This window comes from Streptomyces sp. NRRL S-455 (assembly GCF_000717875.1).
GTDB lineage: Bacteria > Actinomycetota > Actinomycetes > Streptomycetales > Streptomycetaceae > Streptomyces.
This window is the reverse complement of the sequence record NZ_JOCT01000021.1, coordinates 13,970-35,457: the sequence shown is the minus strand read 5'-3', so window position 1 is coordinate 35,457 and position 21,488 is coordinate 13,970. Positions and strand designations below refer to the sequence as shown.

The 21,488-nt window shown below is 72.0% G+C and carries 18 protein-coding genes and 1 tRNA gene; 10 read left to right on the top strand and 9 right to left on the bottom strand.

Features of this window, described 5'->3' with window-relative positions; genetic code table 11:
* Positions 1–140 precede the first annotated feature (140 nt).
* Entirely contained in the window at positions 141–1,274 is a 1,134-nt protein-coding gene (locus tag IE97_RS0125455; protein ID WP_030244981.1) for an acyl-CoA dehydrogenase family protein, read from the top strand.
* Positions 1,275–1,318: 44 nt separating this feature from the next.
* Here the strand turns inward: IE97_RS0125455 and IE97_RS0125450 are convergent, their stop codons facing one another.
* The 4 genes from IE97_RS0125450 to IE97_RS0125435 form a co-directional block, all read right to left on the bottom strand.
* A complete protein-coding gene (locus IE97_RS0125450) occupies positions 1,319–1,648 on the bottom strand; it encodes a rhodanese-like domain-containing protein (protein ID WP_030244979.1) in 330 nt (109 codons plus the stop codon).
* A gap of 65 nt (positions 1,649–1,713) precedes the next feature.
* Positions 1,714–2,550 carry a hypothetical protein gene (locus IE97_RS0125445; RefSeq protein ID WP_030244977.1) on the bottom strand — a complete coding sequence of 279 codons (837 nt, stop codon included), beginning with the start codon at positions 2,548–2,550 and terminating at the stop codon, positions 1,714–1,716.
* 124 nt (positions 2,551–2,674) lie between these two features.
* Complete coding sequence (locus IE97_RS0125440; protein WP_030244975.1) at positions 2,675–4,108, bottom strand: DUF2252 domain-containing protein; 1,434 nt, start codon at positions 4,106–4,108, stop codon at positions 2,675–2,677.
* A gap of 127 nt (positions 4,109–4,235) precedes the next feature.
* The gene (locus IE97_RS0125435) at positions 4,236–4,961 is read right to left on the bottom strand and encodes a ScbR family autoregulator-binding transcription factor (RefSeq protein ID WP_030899920.1); all 726 of its coding nucleotides are present in this window, start codon (positions 4,959–4,961) and stop codon (positions 4,236–4,238) included.
* A 179-nt stretch (positions 4,962–5,140) separates the two neighbouring features.
* Here IE97_RS0125435 and IE97_RS0125430 point away from each other — a divergent pair, with 179 nt between their 5' ends.
* Both IE97_RS0125430 and IE97_RS0125425 read left to right on the top strand, forming a co-directional pair.
* Positions 5,141–6,181: a ScbA/BarX family gamma-butyrolactone biosynthesis protein gene (locus IE97_RS0125430; RefSeq protein ID WP_234331855.1), complete on the top strand. Its 1,041-nt coding sequence runs from the start codon at positions 5,141–5,143 to the stop codon at positions 6,179–6,181.
* Positions 6,178–7,110, top strand: coding sequence for an NAD-dependent epimerase/dehydratase family protein (locus tag IE97_RS0125425; protein WP_030244967.1), 933 nt, complete (start codon positions 6,178–6,180; stop codon positions 7,108–7,110). The genes IE97_RS0125430 and IE97_RS0125425 overlap by 4 nt, the downstream gene beginning before the upstream one ends.
* Here the strand turns inward: IE97_RS0125425 and IE97_RS0125420 are convergent.
* From IE97_RS0125420 to IE97_RS0125405, 4 genes are all read right to left on the bottom strand, one after another.
* A complete protein-coding gene (locus IE97_RS0125420; protein WP_030244966.1) occupies positions 7,055–8,395 on the bottom strand; it encodes a cytochrome P450 family protein in 1,341 nt (446 codons plus the stop codon). The two genes, IE97_RS0125425 and IE97_RS0125420, sit on opposite strands and share 56 nt — an antisense overlap.
* Before the next feature lie 153 nt (positions 8,396–8,548).
* Positions 8,549–9,244: a ScbR family autoregulator-binding transcription factor gene (locus IE97_RS0125415; protein ID WP_037844779.1), complete on the bottom strand. Its 696-nt coding sequence runs from the start codon at positions 9,242–9,244 to the stop codon at positions 8,549–8,551.
* 97 nt (positions 9,245–9,341) lie between these two features.
* Positions 9,342–10,001, bottom strand: a complete 660-nt coding sequence (locus IE97_RS0125410) for a response regulator transcription factor (RefSeq protein WP_030244962.1) — start codon at positions 9,999–10,001, stop codon at positions 9,342–9,344.
* Entirely contained in the window at positions 9,991–11,262 is a 1,272-nt protein-coding gene (locus tag IE97_RS0125405) for a sensor histidine kinase (RefSeq protein WP_420706138.1), read from the bottom strand. The genes IE97_RS0125410 and IE97_RS0125405 overlap by 11 nt, the downstream gene beginning before the upstream one ends.
* Positions 11,263–11,420: 158 nt before the next feature.
* Here IE97_RS0125405 and IE97_RS0125400 point away from each other — a divergent pair, with 158 nt between their 5' ends.
* The gene (locus tag IE97_RS0125400; RefSeq protein ID WP_030244957.1) at positions 11,421–12,146 is read left to right on the top strand and encodes an ABC transporter ATP-binding protein; all 726 of its coding nucleotides are present in this window, start codon (positions 11,421–11,423) and stop codon (positions 12,144–12,146) included.
* Positions 12,140–14,581, top strand: coding sequence for an ABC transporter permease (locus IE97_RS0125395; protein WP_030244956.1), 2,442 nt, complete (start codon positions 12,140–12,142; stop codon positions 14,579–14,581). The genes IE97_RS0125400 and IE97_RS0125395 overlap by 7 nt, the downstream gene beginning before the upstream one ends.
* A gap of 216 nt (positions 14,582–14,797) precedes the next feature.
* Here the strand turns inward: IE97_RS0125395 and IE97_RS0125390 are convergent.
* Positions 14,798–14,881, bottom strand: a tRNA-Leu gene (locus IE97_RS0125390).
* A 473-nt stretch (positions 14,882–15,354) separates the two neighbouring features.
* Between IE97_RS0125390 and IE97_RS0125385 the strand changes: the two genes are divergently transcribed.
* From IE97_RS0125385 to IE97_RS0125365, 5 genes are all read left to right on the top strand, one after another.
* The gene (locus IE97_RS0125385) at positions 15,355–16,224 is read left to right on the top strand and encodes an FhaA domain-containing protein (protein ID WP_030244953.1); all 870 of its coding nucleotides are present in this window, start codon (positions 15,355–15,357) and stop codon (positions 16,222–16,224) included.
* Between the two features lie 10 nt (positions 16,225–16,234).
* Complete coding sequence (locus IE97_RS0125380) at positions 16,235–16,747, top strand: FHA domain-containing protein FhaB/FipA (RefSeq protein ID WP_030244951.1); 513 nt, start codon at positions 16,235–16,237, stop codon at positions 16,745–16,747.
* A gap of 140 nt (positions 16,748–16,887) precedes the next feature.
* Positions 16,888–18,459 (top strand): Stp1/IreP family PP2C-type Ser/Thr phosphatase, encoded by a 1,572-nt coding sequence (locus IE97_RS0125375; RefSeq protein ID WP_030899938.1) that lies wholly within the window; start codon positions 16,888–16,890, stop codon positions 18,457–18,459.
* A gap of 27 nt (positions 18,460–18,486) precedes the next feature.
* A complete protein-coding gene (locus IE97_RS0125370; protein WP_030244946.1) occupies positions 18,487–19,944 on the top strand; it encodes an FtsW/RodA/SpoVE family cell cycle protein in 1,458 nt (485 codons plus the stop codon).
* Positions 19,941–21,419, top strand: coding sequence for a peptidoglycan D,D-transpeptidase FtsI family protein (locus tag IE97_RS0125365; RefSeq protein WP_030244944.1), 1,479 nt, complete (start codon positions 19,941–19,943; stop codon positions 21,417–21,419). The genes IE97_RS0125370 and IE97_RS0125365 overlap by 4 nt, the downstream gene beginning before the upstream one ends.
* Positions 21,420–21,488 lie beyond the last annotated feature (69 nt).

Here is a 21,488-nt window from a genome sequence, read left to right as displayed (position 1 = left end):
CGGCGGCACAGGAGTGACACGCCGGCAGCGGCACAGGAGTGACACCTTACGGCGCCCGCCCTACGCCCATTCCCTTCTTCTAGAACCTGTTCTATCTTGCGCGCGTCAGCTCAACGGGACCGGCCGGGAGGACAGGCACCGTGGACTTCACCTTCACCGAGGAGCAGCAGGCGGCGGCCGAGGCGGCGAAGGGCGTCTTCGCCGGGGTCGCGCCGGACGCCGTGCCCAGCCCGGCCCTCACCCCGGGCGCCGTCGCGGACGCCTGCGACCGCGCGCTGTGGGCCCGGCTCGCCGACGCGGACCTGCTCAGCCTGCTGCTCGACACCCGCTACGGCGGGGTGAACCTGGACGCGATCGCGCTCTGCCTGGTGCTGCGGGAGTCGGCGAAGGTACTGGCCAGGGTGCCGCTGCTGGAGAGCAGTGCGGCGGCGGCGGCCGTACAGGCCTACGGCGGTGAGGAGGCGAAGTCGGCTCTGCTGGCCCGGGCCGGCCGGGGCGAGCTGGTGCTGACCGTCGCCGCCCATGGCCGCACCGGCCACGATCCGGCCGAGCTCGCCGTGACCGCACGGCCGGACGGCGACGCGTGGGTGCTGGACGGGGTGCAGACGGCGGTGCCGTGGGCGTACGACGCGGACGTCACGGTCGTCCCCGCGCACACGGGGAGCGGCCGGACGGTGCTCGCCCTGGTGCCTCGCGGTCACGACGGGGCCGTCCTCGCCGAGCAGTTCTCCACCAGCGGCGAGCGCCTCGGCGAACTGCGGCTGGAGTCGGCGCGGCTGGCGGCCCGGGACGTGATCGACGCCGATGGGGCGTGGGAGTGGCTGCGGGACCTGCTGGCCACCGGGACGTGTGCGCTGGCGCTCGGACTGGGGGAGCGGGTGCTGCGGATGGCCGGAACGTACACGAGTGAGCGGGAGCAGTTCGGCTTCCCGATCGCGACCTTCCAGGCCGTCGCCGTGCAGGCCGCCGACCGCTACATCGACCTCCGCGCGATGGAGGCCACCCTGTGGCAGGCCGCCTGGCGGCTCGCCTCCGGAGCCCCGGGCGCACTGCCCGCCACCGGTGATGTCGCGGTCGCCAAGATCTGGGCGGCCGAGGGCGTGCGACGCGTCGTGCAGACCGCGCAGCACCTGCACGGCGGGTTCGGCGCCGATGTCGACTACCCCCTGCACCGGTACCACGCCTGGGCCAAGCACCTGGAGCTGTCGCTCGGCCCGGCGGCGGCGCACGAGGAGGCCCTGGGAGACTTGCTGGCGGCTCATCCCCTGGCCTGAACGCCCCGCGTGGGGGCGCTGAATCCCGCTGAACCCTGCCGGGCCTAGAGGACGAACCCCTGCTGCCCGTCGTCCTTCACCACGGGACGGCCCGCCGCCTCCCACACCTGCATGCCGCCGTCGACGTTCACGGCGTCGATGCCCTGCTGGGCCAGGTACATCGTGACCTGGGCGGAACGGCCGCCGGAGCGGCAGATGACGTGAATCCGGCCGTCCTGCGGGGCGGCCTCGGTCAGCTCGCCGTAGCGGGCGACGAACTCGCTGATGGGAATGTGCAGTGCCCCTTCGGCGTGACCGGCCTTCCACTCGTCGTCCTCGCGGACGTCCAGCAGGAAGTCACCGTCCTTGAGGTCCGCGACCGCGACCGTGGGCACACCAGCTCCGAAACTCATGCGTCCGACGCTACCCGAAACGGCCAGGGGGACGGCCGGGGCACGGCTCAGCCCCCGGCCTCGCCGAGCAGCTCGGCCAGCTCCGTCTCCCGTTCCGTGACCTGGGTGAGCAGCTGCTGCCCGATCTGCTCCAGGAGACCGTCCGGGTCGTCCGGGGCCAGCTGGAGCATGTGGCCGATGGCGCTCTCCTCCAGCTCCTTGGCGAGCAGGGCGAGCAGCTCCTTGCGCTGGGCGAGCCATTCGAGCCGGGCGTAGAGCTCCTCGGCGCGGCTCGGGACCCGCTTCAGCTCGGGTCCCTTGGCCCACTCCTCGGCGAGCTCGCGCAGCTCCGCCTCGTCACCCCGGGCGTAGGCGGCGTTCACCCGGGTGATGAACTCCTCGCGCCGCGCTCGTTCGGTCTCCTCCTGGGCCAGGTCCGGGTGGGCCTTGCGGGCGAGGTCGCGGTAGAGCTTGCGGGCCTCCTCGCTGGGGCGGACCCGCTGCGGCGGCCGGACCGCCTGGTCCGTGAGCATCGACACGGCCTCCGGGAACAGGCCGTTGTCGTCCATCCAGCCGTGCAGCAGTTCCTCGACGCCGGGGATCGGTGCGAGGCGGGCCCGGGCCTCTTCGGCCCGGCGCCGGTCCTCGGGGTCGCCGCTGCGGGCGGCCCTCGCCTCCAGGATCCGGGCGTCCAGCTCCTCGAGGCGGGCGTACAGCGGGCCGAGTTTCTGTTCGTGCAGCCGGGAGAAGTTCTCGACCTCGACGCGGAAGGTCTCCACGGCGATCTCGTACTCGATCAGGGCCTGTTCGGCGGCCCGTACGGCCCGCTCGAGCCGTGCCTCGGGACGCGGGGCGTCCTCTTCGGGACCGGCGCCGCCGCCCTCTTCAGGTTCCGGGATCGTCACCCGACCAGCCTAGGCCACGGCCGGGAGCGTCCTGGGCGGGGCGTTGCGCAGCCCGCCGCCGCGGCGTGCCTCCCCCAAGCTCCCGGCATTCACTCCCCGGGCTCTCCGACTGCCCGCGGCTGCGTCATACGCCCGTCTCCGCCGCGATCCGGCCCTCCCGAACCGCCGTCACCAGGTCAGAATGATCCGCCTCGGTCCGATCCGCGTAGGCTACGGCGAACGCCGCCATCGCCTCGTCCAGTTCCTCGCTCTTGCCGCAGTACCCCGCGATCAGCCGCGGGTCGACGCTGTGGGAATGGGCGCGGGCCAGCAACGCGCCGGTCATCCGGCCGTAGTCGTCCATCTGGTCGGCCGCCAGGGCGGCCGGGTCGACGCTGCCCTTGCGGTTGCGGAACTGGCGGACCTGGAAGGGGCGCCCGTCGACCGTCGTCCAGCCCAGCAGCGTGTCGCTGACGACCTGCATCCGCTTCTGGCCCCGCACCACACGCCGGCCCTCGTGCTCGGCCGCCGACGCCTCGAAACCGGCGGTCACCAGATGCGGCACCAGTGCCGACGCCCGCGCCTCCTTCACCTGCAGCACCAGTGGCTCACCCCGGTGGTCCAGCAGCAGGACGACGTAGGACCGGGTGCCGACGCTGCCGGTGCCGACGACGCGGAACGCCACGTCGTGCACCGCGTGCCGGGCGAGGAGCGGCAGGCGGTCCTCCGGCAGTGTGCCGACGTACTCCTCGAGGGACGCCGCCACCGCCGCGGCCTCCGCGTCCGGGACGCGCCGCAGCACCGGCGGGGCGTCGACGAAGCGCCGCCCGCCGTCCTCCGTGGGCTGCGTCGACTTGGCCGCGAAACGGCCGCTGGTGTTGTGGCGTGCCTTCTCGGAGACCCGCTCCAGCGTGCCGAGCAGATCATGGGCGTCCGTGTGGGAGACGAGCTCCTCGTCCGCGATGGCGTTCCACGCGTCCAGCACCGGGAGCTTCGCCAGCAGCCGCATGGTGCGCCGGTAGGCCCCCACCGCGTCGTAGGCCGCCTTGCGGCACCGGTCCTCGTCGGCGCCCGCCGCACGGCCCGCGAGCACCAGGGACGTCGTGAGGCGCTTGAGGTCCCACTCCCAGGGGCCGAGCACCGTCTCGTCGAAGTCGTTCAGATCGATGACGAGGCCGCCGCGCGCGTCGCCGTACAGGCCGAAGTTGGCCGCGTGCGCGTCACCGCAGATCTGCGCCCGGATCCGGGTCATGGGGGTGCGTGCCAGGTCGTACGCCATGAGGCCCGCGGCGCCGCGCAGGAAGGCGAACGGTGTGGCGGCCATGCGGCCCACCCGGAGCGGGGTGAGTTCGGGCAGCCGGCCGCGGCTCGACTCCTCCACCGCGTCGACCGCGCCGGGCCGGGACGCGTCCAGATCGAGCGTGGCGTGTGCGCTGCGCGGGACGCGCTTGCGCAGGGCCTTGCCCTCCTCCCTGGGCGATCCCTCGGCCGGCCACTCGGCGAAGCCCCGCACCCGGGGCAGCCGACGCGGAACCCCGTCCTCCGTCCTGGTTCCGGCCTCTGCTCCATCCTTGGTCATATCGACCGCCTCCCCCGCACGCGCACGAACATCAACTCGTGTCGACCGTACAACCGGCGGCGCGAACGCGTCAGACCCTGTGGACAACTCCACGGCTGTGGACAACCACCCCGGTCACCGGCGTCGGCTACGAAGCCTGCACCGCCCCGGGCGAGGCCGACACCGCCCCCGACGAAGCCTGCACCGCCCCCGGCGAAGCCTGCGCCGGCACGCCCGCCGTCCGGACCCGCACCTCCGCCAGCACCCGCTCGGCCCGCTCCACCGAGATGTCGAGGCGGGCCAGCACCGCGGGGACGGCGATACTCGGCAGGAAGTGTTCGAACAGAACGACGGCACGGCGCTCCAGGTCCTGCCGCTGGCAGCGCAGCTGGGACAGCAGCTGCACGCCCGAGAAACTACCGACCAGCAGTTCCGCCGTCTCCGCCACGTCGACGTGCGGCAGCAGTTCGCCCTGTGCCTTCGCCTCGGCCAGCCGCTGCACGTTCTGGTCGAACCACATGCCGAAGGCCGCCATACGGTCGAGGTCCATGGCCCCCTGGTCCAGGGCGAGGCCCACACTGGCCCGCACCAGCGGTTCGGACCGCAGCCGCCGGGCCAGCACCAGCCCGGAGTCGACGAGTTCCTGGAGCTTGCTGGACTGCGGCGGGAGCGCGATCGCGAGCTGTTCCTCGAACACCCCCACCGCGAGCTCCTCCTTGGAGCCGAAATGGAAGTACAGCGCGCCCTTGGTGACCCCCGCCCGGTCCAGGATCTCCCCGATGGTCGCCGAGGTGTAGCCGCGTTCGTCGAAGACGGCCGCGGCCGCCTCCAGGATGGTCCGCCGGGTGCGGATCGCGCGCTCCTGTCGCGCCATCGCATGCCTCCTGAATCTCCGTCGATCCCTGTGAAATCGCTGTGCAGCGGGGGCGCGGGAGCCCGTCCCAGCGGTGCGGCTCGCCCTTTGAAAAAAACCGGCTAGTTCGTATCTTAGTCAAATGCTGATCTAGGCCAGGCAGTCGATCCTTGGGGGTTCTCATGCCGCAGTCAGGTCCTTTGCGCGCGCCCGCTGACGATCAGACCGGACACGGGGCCCGTCCGGCAAACAGAACTGTCGCGGCCGTCGAGAACGCGCCACAACCCGCGGTCGTCCCACCCACCGAACCCCCCGGATCCGTCCCGGTCACCGGAGCGGAATCCACTTCGGTCACCAAAGAACTCGCCCACCGCACCAACGAGACGGACGTCTTCCCCACCCGCTGGAGGCGAATCTCCGACACCCGCTTCCGTTTCACCGCTCACTGGCCGGCCACCCACCACTTCTTCAGCCCCGTGGACGACCACCACCAGGACCCGATGATGGTGGGCGAAACGTTACGGCAGGCCTCGATGGTGCTCGCGCACGCCGAGTTCGGCGCGCCGGCCGACACCCACTTCGTCATGTACGACCTGACCGTCTCCACCGAACCGTCCGCGCTCCTGCTGGCGGAAGCCGACGAACCGGTCGAGATCGACGTCGTGTGCTCCGAGATCCGCCGCCGCGGTCGCGGCCTGCACAGCATGCGGACCACCATGGAGTTCCGCCGGGCAGGACGCTTCGTCGCACGCGGCACGGGCAGCACCGGCTGCACCTCCCCGCTCGCCTACCGCCGCCTGCGGGCCCGGCAGCTGGCCGCTCTGGGCACCCCGGTGCCGCTGCTGCGGGGCATATCCCCCCGGGTCGCCGGCCGCGCTCGCGCCGAGGACGTCGTCCTCGCCCCCGCCGACCGCCCGGGCGTCTGGCGGCTGCGCGTCGACACCGGTCACCCGGTCCTCTTCCCCCGGCCCAACGACCACGTGCCCGGCATGGTCCTGTTCGAGGCGGCCCGCCAGGCCGCGACCGCCGCGTCCGGCCGGCACCCGTTCCTGCCCCGCGAGATGACGGCCACCTTCGCCCGCTACGCCGAACTGGACAGCCCCTGCTGGATCGAGACCGACGTGCGCGACGGGGACCCCGGGGAGGTCACCGTGCGGGTCTCCGGCCGGCAGGACGGCGAGTCCGTCTTCGACGCCACACTGACCTGCGCACAGCCGGCCCGAATACGGTCGCTGCCGTGACGGTCGACTTCCTGGTCACGGGCGGGAGCGGCTTCGTCGGCAGTCGCGTCGCCGCCATCGCCGCGGAACGGCCGGACGTCCGGGTACGGCACCTCTCCCGCCGGGCGCGGCCGGAAGCGGGCCCCGGCGAACTCGTCCACGGCGACCTCCTCCACCCGTCCTCCCTGCGCGGAGTGTGCGCGGGCACCGACGTCCTGGTGCACTGCGCCACACGGATCGGCGGCGATACCGGGACCGCCGAAGCCGTCAACGACCTGGGCACCCGTGCCCTGGTCGACGAGGCCGTGCGCGCCGGGGTGCGCCGGATCGTGTACGTCAGCACGGCCGCGGTGTACGGCCGGGGCCCCTTCCGGGGCGTACTCCCCGGGGAAGTGCCGATCGCGCCCGCGTCGGCCACCAGCCGCAGCCGGGCCACCGCCGAACGGCACGTCCTCGACGCCGGCGGCCTGGTGCTGCGCCCGCACCTCGTGTACGGCGAGGGCGACCGCTGGGTCGTCCCCGGACTGGCGCACCTGCTGCGCGAGCTGTCGGCGACCCTGACCGGCTGCGAGGCGCTCCAGTCGATGATCGACGTCGACACCCTGGCGCGTGCCGTGGTCGCCGCGGCCCTGTCGCCGGCCCACGACAGCGGTGTGCACCACGTCAACCACCCCGATCCGGTGCCGGCCGCGGACCTGATCGAAGCCGTGTGTACCCAGGTCGAGGCGCCCGGCGGCGGTGCGACGGTGGATGTCGCCACCGCCCTGGACCGGGCCGCCGGAAATCCGCTCGCCCTGCATCACCTCGGCATCCTCACCGTCGACCACTGGTTCGCGGACCACGCCTTCTGGAAGGACCTCGACTGCTCACCCGGTGAGGGATTCGCCGCCGCATTCACCCGCGCGGCCCCGTGGTACCGCTCGTTCCTCCGGGACCGGCGAGTTTCCTGATCGCCTCCGCCTCCCCCGGGCGAGGCCCCGGCACGGGGCCCGGGTCCCGTCCGTGCAGCAGCACGGGCAGCTCCTGGTGCCCCGTCGAGATGATGGACCGCAGCCGCTTCGGAGGCCGGGACGGATCGGCAAGGGCCAGCCGCGGGAAACGGTCGAACAGGGACGTGAGGGCCGCCGTCGCCTCGGCCATGGCCAGCGGCCGGCCCAGGCAGTGGTGGACGCCGTGGCCGAAAGAGACGTGGTCGCGGCTGGTGGTGCGGGTGACGTCGAACCGTTCGGCGTCCGGGCCGTGCCGCTCGGGGTCGCGTCCGGCGCCGGCGAAGGAGACCACGACCGGGTCGCCCTTCGGGATGGTCAGACCCGGCTCGATCTCGATGTCCTCCACGGCGTAGCGCAGGCCCGACATGGCGCCGGGCGCCTCGAAACGCAGCGACTCCTCGATGGCGTCCTCCCAGGTCACCTGCCCCGAGCGGACGAGTTCCAGCTGGTCGGGGTGGGCGAGCAGGCTGTGCACCGTGTTGTCGATGAGATTGACGGTGGTCTCGAAGCCGGCGGTGAGCAGCAGGATCAGGTTGTCCATCAACTCCTGTTCACTGAGGGCGCCTTCGTCACGGACGGCGATGAGAGCCGTCGTCAGGTCATCGGCCGGGTGCTCGCGCTTGTCCTGAAGGAACGCGGTCAGCGTGCCGTACAGCTCGACCGCGTTGGCCTGGGCGTCCTCCAGGGATATCGCCGTGTCGAAGAAGCGGTTGATGATGCGGTAGAGCGCCCCGCGCGGACCGTCCTCGCCACGCGGTACACCGAAGAGTTCGCACACCACCTCGTGCGGCACCGGGGCGGCGAACGCGGCCCGCAGGTCGACGACTTCACCCGCGGGGACCCGCTCCAGGCCGTCCAGAGCCCGGTCGACGATCTCCTGGACGCGGGGGAGGAGCGCGTCGACGCGGCGTTTGGTGAAGGCGGCGGCCATCGGCTTGCGCAGCCGGCTGTGGTCCGGGCCGTAGGCGGTGACCATGTTGCGCACGGAGACCCAGATCGCGAGCGGCCAGGTGCGGGAGATGTCCCCGTTGATCCAGGCCGGCCAGTGCTGGAAGGCGTCCTTGCTCGTCTCGGGGCCGGCCAGGAGCCGCTTGTTGAGCTCCAGGCCGTTGATCCACCACGCCCGTACCCCACCGGGGAGTTCGATCTCCACGGCGGGACCCTGGTCGCGGATCCGGGATATCTCTCCGTACAGGTCCTGGCCGGACGGGTCGATCGTCAGGAAGGGGCATGCCTGCTGTGCCACGACTCATCGCTCCTTGGTCCAGGGGCTGGGACACCATCGTGCGATGCGCACGACGCGAAAACTCGAAAAACTTGGCATCCGGTTTGTTTTGACGACCGTTCAGCCGCTGTCGGCGCCGGCGTGAGCCGAAGCCGGCCAGGTGGCGCGACCCCGCTACCGCAGCGCGAGCCCCGCCCGGCCGGCTTCGCCCGGCGTCCCGTCCGCGCGCACGTCGGCGTCATGCTCCCCGAGGCGCGGCAGGCTCCCGGCCGGGTCCAGGGAGTCGGCCACACGCGGTTCCGCCACGCACGGAAGGAGCATGCGCCACAGGTCGGTCAGCGCATGGCGCCCGAGCCAGCCGTGGTCGTCCCGGGCCAGCACCTCGATGCCGGTCGTGGCGGCGAGGACGACGGCGACGACGCGGTACGGCGCCACCCCGGCGGCGAGTTCGCCCCTGTGCTCCGCCTCGGCCAGCAGCTCGTGCACGCACTCCCGCCACTCCCGGCGCAGGTCCCGGCCCCGCCCGGCGGCCGCCTCGGTGTTGAGCCGCAGCCCCGCTCGCACCACGGTGTCGGCGCGCAGCAGCCGGCCGACCTGGTGGGTGGCGTCCACGAGGCGCTGCAGGGCGCACCCGTCGCCATCACGGCCCCGGGCCGCGGCTGCGCGCAGGGCGCGAGCGGCGGCCTGCTCGACGGCCTCCGCCACGGCGGCCTTGTTCGCGAAGTGGAAGTGCAGCGCGCCGACGCTGACGCCGGCTCCCGCACTGATCTCCGCCAGGCTGGCCCGGACGTATCCCCGTGCCTCGAACTGCTCGGCCGCCGACCGGATCAGCGCGAGACGGGTCCGGACGGCCCGGTACTGTTTGGTCACCCGTGGCTCCCCTGCAAGGGCTCTGATGGCCACGCAATGAAACCAACTCGACGGTTTTCGCACAACGCGTCGGCGAGCGGGGCGCGTTGGGCCCGCCTCAGGACCGCAAGTACGCCAGCACCGCCAGCACCCGCCGGTGGGTCTCGTCCGCCGGTGGCAGGTCCAGCTTGGCGAGGATCCCGGAGATGTGTTTGCCCACGGCCGCCTCGGAGACGACCAGTTCGCGGGCGACGGCGCTGTTGGACTTCCCCTCGGCGATCAGCGCCAGCACCTCCCGCTCGCGCGGGGTGAGCCGCTCCAGCGGATCGCGCCGGCGGCGCAGCAGCTGCCGTACGACCTCGGGGTCGACGACCGTGCCCCCGTCGGCGACCTCGCCGAGCGCCTCCACGAACTCCTCGACCTGGCCGACGCGGTCCTTGAGCAGGTAGCCGACGCCCGTGCCGTCACCGGAGTCGAGCAGTTCGGCGGCGTAGCGGCGCTGCACGTACTGGCTGAGGACGAGGACGGGCAGGGCGGGCCGCTCCTGGCGCAGCCGCACGGCCGCGTGCAGGCCCTCGTCCTGGAATCCGGGCGGCATGCGCACGTCCGTCACGACGATGTCGGGGTCGTGCTCCCCGACCGCCGTGATCAGCGCCTCGGCGTCCCCCACGGCCGCGACGACCTCGTGTCCGCAGCGGCCGAGCAACCCGACGAGGCCGTCCCGCAACAGCACGCTGTCCTCGGCCAGGACCACGCGCAGCGGTCGCTCAACTCGCAGGGTCACAAGGGATCTCCACACACAGCAGGGTCGGCCCGCCGGTCGGGCTGGACAGGGAGAGTCTGCCATCGAGGACCGACACCCGGTCGGCGAGTCCGGTCAGTCCGCTGCCCTCCCCGGCCCGCGCCCCACCGCGCCCGTCGTCACGGATCCGCAGCACCAGCCGGCCCTCGCGATACCCGCCGCTCACCTCGGCCCGGCTCGCCCCGCTGTGCCGGCCCACGTTGGCGAGCGCCTCGCACACCACGAAATACGCGGCGGCCTCGACGGCCTGGGACAGCCGCCCGGGCAGCTCCAGGTCGACGTCCACGGGCACGGCCGAGCGGTCGGCGGCATCGGCCACGGCGGCTTCGAGGCCGTAGTCGGCGAGGACCTTGGGATGGATGCCGTGGATGAGCTCACGCAGTTCCGCGAGAGCGGTGCCCGCCTCCTGGTGCGCCTTGGCGAGCTGGTCGGCCAGCGGGCCGGGCGGGGCGTCCAGACGGGCCAGGCCGAGCGTCATCGTCAGGGCCACGAGCCGCTGCTGGGCCCCGTCGTGCAGATCCCGCTCGATACGCCGCCGCTCCGCCTCGAACGCGTCCACCAACCGCACCCGGGACCGGGCCAGTTCGACGACCCTGGCCCCCAGGTCGGCCTCGCCCGGCGCGATCAGCAGCCGGGCCAGCCCCGCCCGGGCACCGGCGGTGACACCCATCAGGTAGGCGCCGAGGGCCAGGAGGACCAGCCCGAGTACGGCGAACCCGAAGGCCGCCGGCCAACCGGTGACCAGCCACACCTTGAGCACCTTCGCCTCGCCGACCGTGGCCAGGAGCAACGGCGTCGCGAGCACGGACAACGGGCCCAGCAGGAAAACGGCGAACGCGAGCGCGTCGACCGGCCACAACACCCCCGCGAACAGCAGGGTGTGCCCCAACTCCCGCCAGGTGGAGCGCTCCCGCAACCGGGTCGACAGCCACGCCCACAGCCCCGGCTCCCCCGGTGGCCGGTGCCGGCCCGACGCCGGCTCCGCGTCGACCAGCCGCAGCCGGAACCGCTCCACCGCCGCCACCGGCAGACCCGCCAGCGCCACGGCGAGCAACAACGGCACCCCCACCAGCGCCACCGCGAGCACCCCTCCGGCCACCACCGAGACCACGATCCCCACGAGCACGACGGCACCCGTCACCGCGCCGGTGAGCAGGTAGCCGGCCGACCGCCAAGGCCACGCCGACAGCAGGTAACCGGGGCGGGCCATGGCCTGCCACACATTCCGAGGGTGCATGAGGATCACCGTAGAAGCCGGCCCCGCCCCCGGCCATGGGCCCAGCGGGAGAACCGGAGGTATGCCTGGCCCTACCCAAGGTCTAGGCCCCGCCGCACTGCGCCGCCCCGCCCCCGCCCTGTTTCGTGGAAGCGACATCGACACGAGGTGGGGAACCCATGACACACGACGCCGTCCGGCTGGACTCGGTCACCAGGACGTACGGACCGGTGACCGCACTCGACGCGGTCTCACTCGCCTTCCCGGCCGGGACCTTCACCGCCGTCATGGGCCCCTCCGGCTCCGGCAAGTCCACCCTGCTCCAGTGCGCCGCCGGTCTGGACCGGCCCACCTCCGGGTCGGTCACCGTGGGCGGCACCGAACTGACCGGGCTGAGCGAGCGGCGGCTGACCCTGCTGCGCCGCGAGCGCATCGGGTTCGTCTTCCAGGCGTTCAACCTGCTGCCCTCGCTGACCGCCGAGCAGAACGTGGCCCTGCCCCTGCGCCTGGCCGGCAAGCGCGTCCCCAGGGCCCGGGTGCGCCAGGCGCTCCAGCAGGTCGGTCTCGCCGACCGGGCCCGGCACAGACCGGCCCAGCTCTCCGGCGGCCAGCAGCAACGCGTCGCCCTGGCACGGGCGTTGATCACCCGCCCCGACGTGCTGTTCGGCGACGAGCCGACCGGGGCCCTGGACACGCGGACCGGCCATGAGGTGCTCGGGCTGCTGCGCGCCATGGTCGACCGCGAGGGCCAGACGGTCATCATGGTCACGCACGACCCGGTCGCCGCCGCCTGCGCGGACCGGGTGGTCTTCCTCGTCGACGGGCGCGTGCACGGGGAGTTGGCCGGTCCGAGCGCCGACGCCGTCGCCGCGCGCATGACCCGGCTGGAGGCCGTCCCGTGCTGAGCGTCGCCCTGCGCACCCTGCGCGCCCGCTGGGTCACCTTCACCGGCAGCTTCGTCGCGCTCTCCCTGGGCGTGGCCCTGCTCACCGTGATGGGCCTGGCCCTGGCCTCGTCGGCCACCGCACCGGACCGCGCGCCCGAGCGGTTCGCCACCGCGCCGGTCGTCGTCATGGGGCAGGACACGCTGCGCGTCCCGACCCCGACCGGCGACCGCGCGGCCCGGCTCACCCACCCGCGGCCGGTGCCCACCACCACCGTGACGCGCCTGAAGGAGCTGGGGCCGGTCGTCGAGGACCGGTCGTTCACCGTGCGCGCCGAGGGCGGCCCAGCCGACCTGGTCGGTCACCCCTGGTCCACCGCCGCGTTCGCCCCGTACCAGCTCGCCACCGGCCGGGCACCCCGGACGGACGGCGAGGTCGCCGTCACCGGCGACTGGACGCGCCCCGGCAGGCTGATCGACACCGACCGGGGCCCGGTGCGCGTCGTCGGCACCCTCACGTCGCGCGGCTTCGAGAACGCCGTGTTCTTCACCGACGCGCACGCCGCCCGCATACAGCCGGTCAGCACTCAGGTGGCCGTCGACGGCGAGCCGTCGGCCGTACGGGAGGCCGTGGGCGACAGCGCCCAGGTCCTGACCGGCGGCACACGCCGCCTCGCCGACGCCGATCCGGACCGGGACAGCGAGGCGCTCACCGCGATGAACGCCCTGTTCGGCACGGCCGGCGGTGTCACCGCCTTCGTGTCGGTCTTCGTCGTGGCGTCGACCTTCGCCTTCGCGGTCGCCCAGCGACGCCGTGAGTTCGCGCTGCTGCGCACCTCCGGGGCGAGCCCGGGCCAGATCCGCCGGACCGTCCTCGCCGAGGCCCTCGCCGTCGGCGCGCTCGCCTCGGCCACCGGCTGCGTCCTCGGCTCTCACGGCGCGCCCGCGCTGGCCTCCTGGGTGGTCGGCGAGGGCCTCGCCCCGGCCTGGTTCGCCATCGGCGACCACACCTGGCCGTACCACACGGCCTTCTTCACCGGCCTGCTCGTCGCACTGTGCGGAGCGACCGCGGCCTCCTGGCGGGCCGGCCGCACCGGCCCCGCCGAGGCGCTGCGCGAAGCGTCCGCCGACAGCAGGACGGTGACCCCGGGCCGCCTGCTGTGCGGTACGGCCCTGCTGCTGACGGCCGCCGTGACGCTCGCCCTCGCCCTGACCGGCGACCCGGGCGACCTGCTCCACCGCAAGTCCTATGTCATCCGGCCCATGCTGCTGATCACGGCGGCCGCCCTGCTGTCCCCCCTCGTTCTGCGTCCCCTGGTCAGGCTGCTCGCCCGGCTGCCGGGCGTCTGCGCCCTGCTGGTCCGGGAGAACACCGCCACCTCAGTACGCCGCACCGCCGCCCTCGCGGCTCCCGTCCTGGTCACCGTCGCCCTCGCGGGTTCCCTGCTGGGCGCCACCGCGACCCTAAACCGGGCGAAGAGCGCCGAGGCCGACGAGCGCACCTCCACCGCCGCCTTCGTCGTGACCCCCGCCGCCGGCAGCGGCTTCGACGACGCCACTCTGCGCCGACTGCGCGCGGTACCGGGCGCCGAGGTGTCCCCGTCGTCGTCGACGGCCGTCCACGTCCTGGAGGACGGCGTGGCCCTCGTCCGCTCCGAGGCCCGGGCCGCGTCCCCCGGCCCCCTGGCGGCCACCACCCGACTGCCGCTGGCCGCCGGCGAGCCGAGCGGCCTCGACGACGACTCGATCATCGTCAACGAGGAGTGGCAGCGGCACCGGGTCGGCGAACGGGTACGCGTGTGGCTGGGCGACGGGACGCCGCGCGTCCTGCGGATCGCCGCGGTGATGACCACCGGCACGGGCGACAACGGCGTCTACGTCACCCCGCGCAACGCCCCGGGCGCCACGGTCGACCGGGTGGACGTGGCCCTGGCCCGCGGCACGGATCCGAAAGCCGTGGCCACCGCGCTGCGCACGGCGGTCGGCGCCGGGAACGGGCAGGTCCTCACCCGGGACCAGTGGATCCGGGCCACCCACCCCGAGACCAACCGCACCACCCGCCTCGGCCTCCTGCTGGTTCTCGGTATCGCCCTGCTCTACACCGGCATCTCCGTGGCCAACACCATGGTCATGGGCACGTCCGACCGGGTCCGCGACCTGGCCGTGCTACGGCTGGCCGGAGCCACCCGGTGGCAGGTGCTGCGGATGACCGGCGCCGAGGCCCTCACGGTCGTGACGGCCGGCGCGCTCCTCGGCCTCCTGGTCGCCGCCGCCAACCTGGCCACGCTGGGAAGCGCCCTCGCGCTGCAGTCGGCCCCGGTCACGGTCGCCTTCCCGTGGCGGGCCCTCGGCACGACGACGGCCGCCTGTGGGCTCCTGGCAGTGATCTCGGCAGCCATCCCGGCCGCCCTCGCCCTGCGGCGCCGCCCGGCGGAACTGGCGGGTGTGCGGGAGTGAACCCCCGTACAGAGTGAGGGTCTGTGAGGAGTGAGGCCCTGTGAAGAGTGAGGCGCTGGAGGAGTGAGACCGACCACACCCCGGCGCCTCACCGAAGATCGACAAGCACCCGGGCCCACCGGGCGGTCATGCGTGTAAGCATCATCACACCGCAGCGGACGGGCTCAGAAAATACCGAAAGGGCCCATCGTGATCACGATGGGCCCTTTCGCGGTGTGCGCGAGGGGGGAGTTGAACCCCCACGCCCTTGCGGGCACTGGAACCTGAATCCAGCGCGTCTGCCTATTCCGCCACCCGCGCATTGGGTGTGTCCTGGGCTCCTGCCCCTTGGGGCCCGGCGCCTTCCGACACCCAGAACATTAGCACGCTGGACGGGGTGGGTTCACATCCCTTCTTCCCGCAGGCAGACCGGCCTCCGAACCTTCGGTGGCCTGCCCACGTATCAACGCGTACCGCTTCACGTATCAACCTCGTACCGGTACCCGCTGTCTCCCCAGGAGGCGGTCCGCGTCCACAGCCCGGTGCGGGACACTGGTCTGCAGCCGCCTCTACGATCCTTGCGAGGAGTACGCGAAGCGGTTACGCGCAGCAGTACCACCGGAGGAGTTCGAAGGCGAGCTCCACAGGGAACTTCGTCATCCGTCGACACCCGTCGACCGGCCTGACAGGGGGAACCAGCCGATCGAGCGGCGCGTGGATACGATCAGTAAGCAGTACCAGGCAAGCGGCCCTCAGAGCAGTACACAGGACGGCAGCGACGGAGGAGGTGCCCCATGGGAGTCCTGAAGAAATTCGAGCAGCGTCTCGAAGGTCTGGTCAACGGCACCTTCGCCAAGGTGTTCAAGTCCGAGGTCCAGCCCGTGGAGATCGCGGGAGCTCTCCAGCGCGAGTGCGACAACAACGCCACCATCTGGAACCGTGACCGGACGGTCGTGCCCAACGACTTCATCGTCGAGCTGAGCACCCCCGACTTCGAGCGGCTCAGCCCCTACTCCGGCCAGCTCGGCGACGAGCTCGCCGGCATGGTGCGCGACTACGCCAAGCAGCAGCGCTACACCTTCATGGGCCCGATCAAGGTGCACCTGGAGAAGGCGGAGGACCTCGACACCGGCCTGTACCGGGTACGCAGCCGCACACTCGCCTCCTCCAGCAGCCAGCAGAGCGGCCCGGGAGGCGGCGGCGCCGCGCCCGCGGCCCCGCAGGGCGGCCGCCCGGGCGGGTACGGCTACCCGCCGGCCGCCGCGCCCGCCGGCGCCCCGCCCATGCCGTCCGCGCCGCCGCCCGGCGGCCGTCCCGGCGGATACGGCTACCCACAGCCCGCGAGCGGCCAGCGGCCCCCGGCCGCCCCGGCCGCCGGCGGACGCACCCGCCACTGGATCGAGATCAACGGCACCCGCCATCAGATCTCCCGCGCCACGCTGGTACTGGGCCGCAGCACCGAAGCCGACGTGCGGATCGACGACCCCGGCGTCTCCCGCCGGCACTGCGAGATCCGGACCGGAACGCCCTCGACGATCCAGGATCTCGGATCCACCAACGGCATCGTGGTGGACGGGCAGCACACCACCCGCGCTACGCTCCGCGACGGCTCGCGGATCGTCGTGGGCAGCACCACCATCATTTACCGGCAAGCCGAAGGGTGAAGCGGGGGCAATGTCAGAGCTGACCCTCACGGTCATGCGGCTGGGTTTCCTGGCCGTACTGTGGCTGTTCGTGATCGTGGCCGTGCAGGTCATCCGGAGCGACCTTTTCGGTACGCGCGTCACCCAGCGCGGTTCACGCCGCGAGGCAGGCCGCCAGCAGCAGGCCGCGGCCCGCCAGGCACCGCCGCAGCAGCGCCAGCAGCCCGCGGGCGGGCGACGCGGCCGTAACACCCCCACCAAGCTGGTCGTCACCGAAGGCACCCTCACCGGCACCACGGTCGCGCTCCAGGGCCAGACCATCACCCTGGGCCGGGCGCACGACTCCACGATCGTGCTGGACGACGACTACGCCTCCAGCCGCCATGCCAGGATCTACCCGGACCGCGACGGCCAGTGGATCGTCGAGGACCTCGGCTCCACCAACGGCACGTACCTGGACCGGAACCGGCTGACGACTCCCACACCGATTGCGCTGGGCGCGCCGATCCGCATCGGCAAGACCGTCATCGAGCTGCGGAAGTAGTGCTACATCATGGATAGGCGCGAGCGGAGCGAGCACGCAGTGGCGGGCCCCACCCCGGGCCCCGGCGCGCTCCCGACCGGAGGGTGGGCAGTGTGGCTCGACACGACCGGCTGTACCCGGAGCCGACAGGCGAGGTGCGCATGAGTCTGTCACTGCGCTTCGCCGCCGGATCGCACAAGGGCATGATCCGTGAGGGCAACGAGGACTCCGGATACGCCGGCCCGCGCCTGCTCGCCATCGCCGACGGCATGGGCGGCGCCGCGGCCGGAGAGGTCGCCTCCTCCGAAGCCATCTCCACCATCGTCGCTCTCGACGACGACGTCCCCGGCTCCGACGTCCTCACCTCCCTCGGCACGGCCGTCCAGCGCGCCAACGACCAGCTGCGCTCCATGGTCGAGGAGGACCCGCAGCTGGAGGGCATGGGCACCACCCTGACCGCCCTGCTGTGGACCGGCCAGCGCCTCGGCCTGGTCCACGTCGGCGACTCCCGCGCCTACCTCCTCCGTGACGGCGTGCTGACCCAGATCACCCAGGACCACACCTGGGTGCAGCGCCTGGTCGACGAGGGCCGCATCACCGAGGAAGAGGCCACGACCCACCCCCAGCGCTCGCTCCTCATGCGCGCGCTCGGCAGCGGCGACCACGTCGAGCCGGACCTGTCCATCCGCGAGGTCCGCCCGGGCGACCGCTACCTGATCTGCTCCGACGGCCTGTCCGGCGTGGTGTCCCACCAGACCCTCGAGGACACCCTCGCCAGCTACCAGGGCCCCCATGAGACCGTCCAGAACCTGATCGAGCTGGCGCTGCGCGGCGGCGGCCCGGACAACATCACCGTCATCGTCGCCGACGTCCTCGACCTCGACACCGGCGACACCCTCGCCGGCCAGCTCTCCGACACCCCGGTCGTGGTCGGCGCCGTAGCAGAGAACCAGCACCAGCTGCACGACAACGGCATCATGCAGACCCCCGCCGGCCGCGCCTCCGGCCTCGGCCGGCAGGGACACGGCCACGACGGCGGAGGCGGCGAGTTCGGCCCGCCCGGCTCCGGCGACACCACCGGCTTCATCCCCGCGGACGGCTTCGACTACGGCGACGACTTCACCAAGCCACGCAAGAAGGGCCGGTGGCTGAAGAGATCGTTCTACGGCGCCCTCGCGCTGGCCGTCGTCGGCGGCGGTCTGTACGGCGGGTACCGCTGGACGCAGACCCAGTACTACGTCGGCGCCGAGGACGAGCACGTCGCGCTGTACCGGGGCATCAGCCAGGACCTGGCCTGGGTCTCGCTCTCGAAAGTCGAGAAGGACCACCCCGAGATCGAACTCAAGTACCTGCCGCCCTACCAGCAGAAGCTGGTCAAGGCGACCATCGCCGAGGGCGGGCTGACGAACGCCCAGGCGAAGATCCAGGAACTGTCCGTGCAGGCATCCGCATGCAAGAAGCAGGAGCAGCGGCGCCAAGCCGAGAACCGGGACAACGCCAAGACCGGCGAAGGCGAGGCCGGGGGCACCACGGGAACCACTCCCGCCTCCTTCACGTCCAAGGCCACACCGACGCCGAACCCGTCGAACTCGTCGAACCCGTCGAGCCCGTCGGGCTCGCCGTCGGCGCCTGAGCAGTCCACGCCCCCGACCACGACCGCACCCACTCCCAGCCCCGGCCCCAGCCTCTCGGAGGAAGAGCAGAAGGTCGTCTCGCTGTGCGGTAAGCAGTAGGCAAGCCGTGAGAGGCCCCGTCATACGATGAGCAGTACGAATACGTCGCACTCGCCGACGCACCACACGTCCACGATCGGCGCGATCGGCGCACCCAGCCGCCGCAACACCGAACTCGCGCTGCTGGCGTTCGCCGTGGTCATCCCGGTGTTCGCCTACGCCAACGTCGGACTGGCCATCAACGACTCGGTCCCCCCGGGCCTGCTGAGCTACGGGCTCGGACTCGGCCTGCTCGCGGGCGTGGGCCATCTCGTCGTACGGAAGTTCGCACCGTACGCGGACCCGCTGATGCTGCCGCTGGCCACGCTGCTGAACGGCATCGGCCTGGTCGTCATCTGGCGCCTGGACCAGTCCGAGAAGCTCCAGGCGAGCAGGACCTTCGTCGAGGCGGCACCCCGTCAGCTGCTGTACTCCGCGATGGGCGTCTCCCTGCTCGTGGCCGTGCTGATCTTCCTCAAGGACCATCGCGTCCTGCAGCGCTACACCTACATCTCCATGGCCGGAGCGCTGTTCCTGCTCGTTCTGCCGCTCGTGCCCGGACTCGGCGCGAACATCTACGGCGCCAAGATCTGGATCAAGATCCCCGGCCTCGGCACGCTGCAGCCCGGTGAGTTCGCGAAGATCGCCCTGGCGGTCTTCTTCGCCGGCTACCTCATGGTCAAGAGAGACGCCCTGGCCCTGGCCAGCCGCCGCTTCATGGGCCTGTACCTGCCGCGCGGCCGTGACCTCGGCCCGATCCTCGTCGTCTGGGTCATCTCGATCCTCATCCTGGTCTTCGAGACCGACCTCGGTACGTCCCTGCTGTTCTTCGGGATGTTCGTCATCATGCTGTACGTCGCCACCGAGCGGACCAGCTGGATCGTCTTCGGTCTGCTGATGTCCGCGGTCGGCGCCGTCGGCGTGGCGAGCTTCGAGCCGCATATCCAGACCCGTGTGCAGGCCTGGCTCGACCCGATGCGCGAGTTCGAACTCTCCCGCGCCGGCGTCCAGGACGGCGTCGTCCACTCCGAGCAGGCGATGCAGGCCCTGTGGGCCTTCGGCTCCGGCGGCACCCTCGGCACCGGCCTCGGACAGGGCCACTCCGACCTCATCGGCTTCGCCGCCAACTCCGACTTCATCCTCGCCACCTTCGGCGAGGAACTGGGCCTCGCCGGTGTCATGGCGATCCTGCTGCTCTACGGCCTGATCATCGAGCGCGGCGTCCGCACCGCGCTCGCCGCCCGCGACCCCTTCGGCAAGCTGCTGGCCGTCGGCCTGTCCGGCGCCTTCGGCCTCCAGGTCTTCGTCGTGGCCGGCGGTGTCATGGGCCTCATCCCGCTGACCGGTATGACGCTGCCGTTCGTGGCGTACGGCGGCTCCTCCGTGATCGCCAACTGGGCGCTCATCGGCATCCTGCTGCGCATCAGCGACACCGCCCGACGCCCGGCCCCCGCCCCCGCCGCCAACCCCGACGCCGAGATGACCCAGGTGGTCCGCCCGTCATGAACAAGCCCCTGCGCCGGATCGCGATCTTCTGCGGCCTGCTCGTCCTGGCCCTGCTGATCCGCGACAACTGGATCCAGTACGTCCAGGCCGACGAGCTCAGGACGGACAAGAACAACCGCCGCGTCACCATCGAGCGCTACGCCTCGCCGCGCGGCGACATCATCGTCGACGGCCAGCCGATCACCGGCTCCACCGAGACGTCGGGCAGCGACTTCAAGTTCAAGCGGACCTACAAGGACGGCGCGATGTGGTCGCCGGTCACCGGGTACGCCTCCCAGGCCTTCGGCGCCACCCAGCTGGAGTCCATCGAGGACGGCATCCTCACCGGCAACGACGACCGGCTGTTCTTCCGCAACACCCTCGACATGCTGACCGGCAAGAAGCAGCAGGGCGGCAACGTCGTCACGACGCTGAACGCCGCCGCGCAGAAGGCCGCCTACAACGGCCTGAAGAAGCAGGGCGGCAAGGGCGCCGTCGTCGCCCTCGAGCCGTCCACCGGCAAGATCCTGGCCCTGGCCTCCTACCCGTCGTACGACCCGTCGTCCTTCGCCGGGAACTCCACGACCACGGACACCGAGGCCTGGTCGAAGCTCCAGAAGAAGAACAACCCCGACGACCCGATGCTCAACCGGGCACTGCGCGAGACCTACCCGCCCGGCTCCACCTTCAAGGTGGTCACCGCGGCCGCCGCCCTGGAGGACGGGCTCTACGCGGAGCCGAACCAGAAGACGGACACACCGCTGCCGTGGATCATGCCCGGCACCACCACGCCGCTGAAGAACGAGGGCAACATCCCCTGCAAGAACGCGACGCTCCGGGTCGCCCTGCAGTACTCCTGCAACACCGTCTTCGGCAAGATCGGCGCCGACCTCGGCAACGACAAGATGCTGGACATGGCCAAGAAGTTCGGCTTCACCGAGGAACAGTTCACGCCGGTCCGCGCCAACGCCTCGGTGTTCTCCGACGACATGAACGACTCGCAGACCGCGCTGTCCTCCATCGGCCAGTTCAACACCGCCGCGACCCCGCTGCAGATGGCCATGGTCGCCTCGGCCGTCGCCAACGACGGCAAGCTGATGAAGCCGTACATGGTCGACGAGCTCCAGGCCCGCAGCGTCGACACCCTCGAGAAGACCGACCCCGAGGAGCTCAGCCAGCCGCTGTCCTCGGAGAACGCCCAGAAGCTCCAGTCGATGATGGAGACGGTCGTCGAGGAGGGCACCGGCTCCAACGCCAAGATCCCGGGCGTCACGGTGGGCGGCAAGACCGGTACCGCCCAGCACGGTGAGAACAACAGCGAGAACCCCTACGCGTGGTTCATCTCCTACGCCAAGGACAGCGACGGCGGCGCGCCGGTCGCCGTGGCGGTCGTGATCGAGGACGACAACGCCGTCCGTGACGACATCTCCGGCGGTGGCCTCGCGGCGCCGATCGCGAGGAACGTGATGGAGGCGGTCATCGACAGCAAGAAGTGACCCCGCTCACGTCTGCTTCACATCGGTGCACGTTGCGATACCGGTCCTGTATCGGCTGACGGGCTTGGC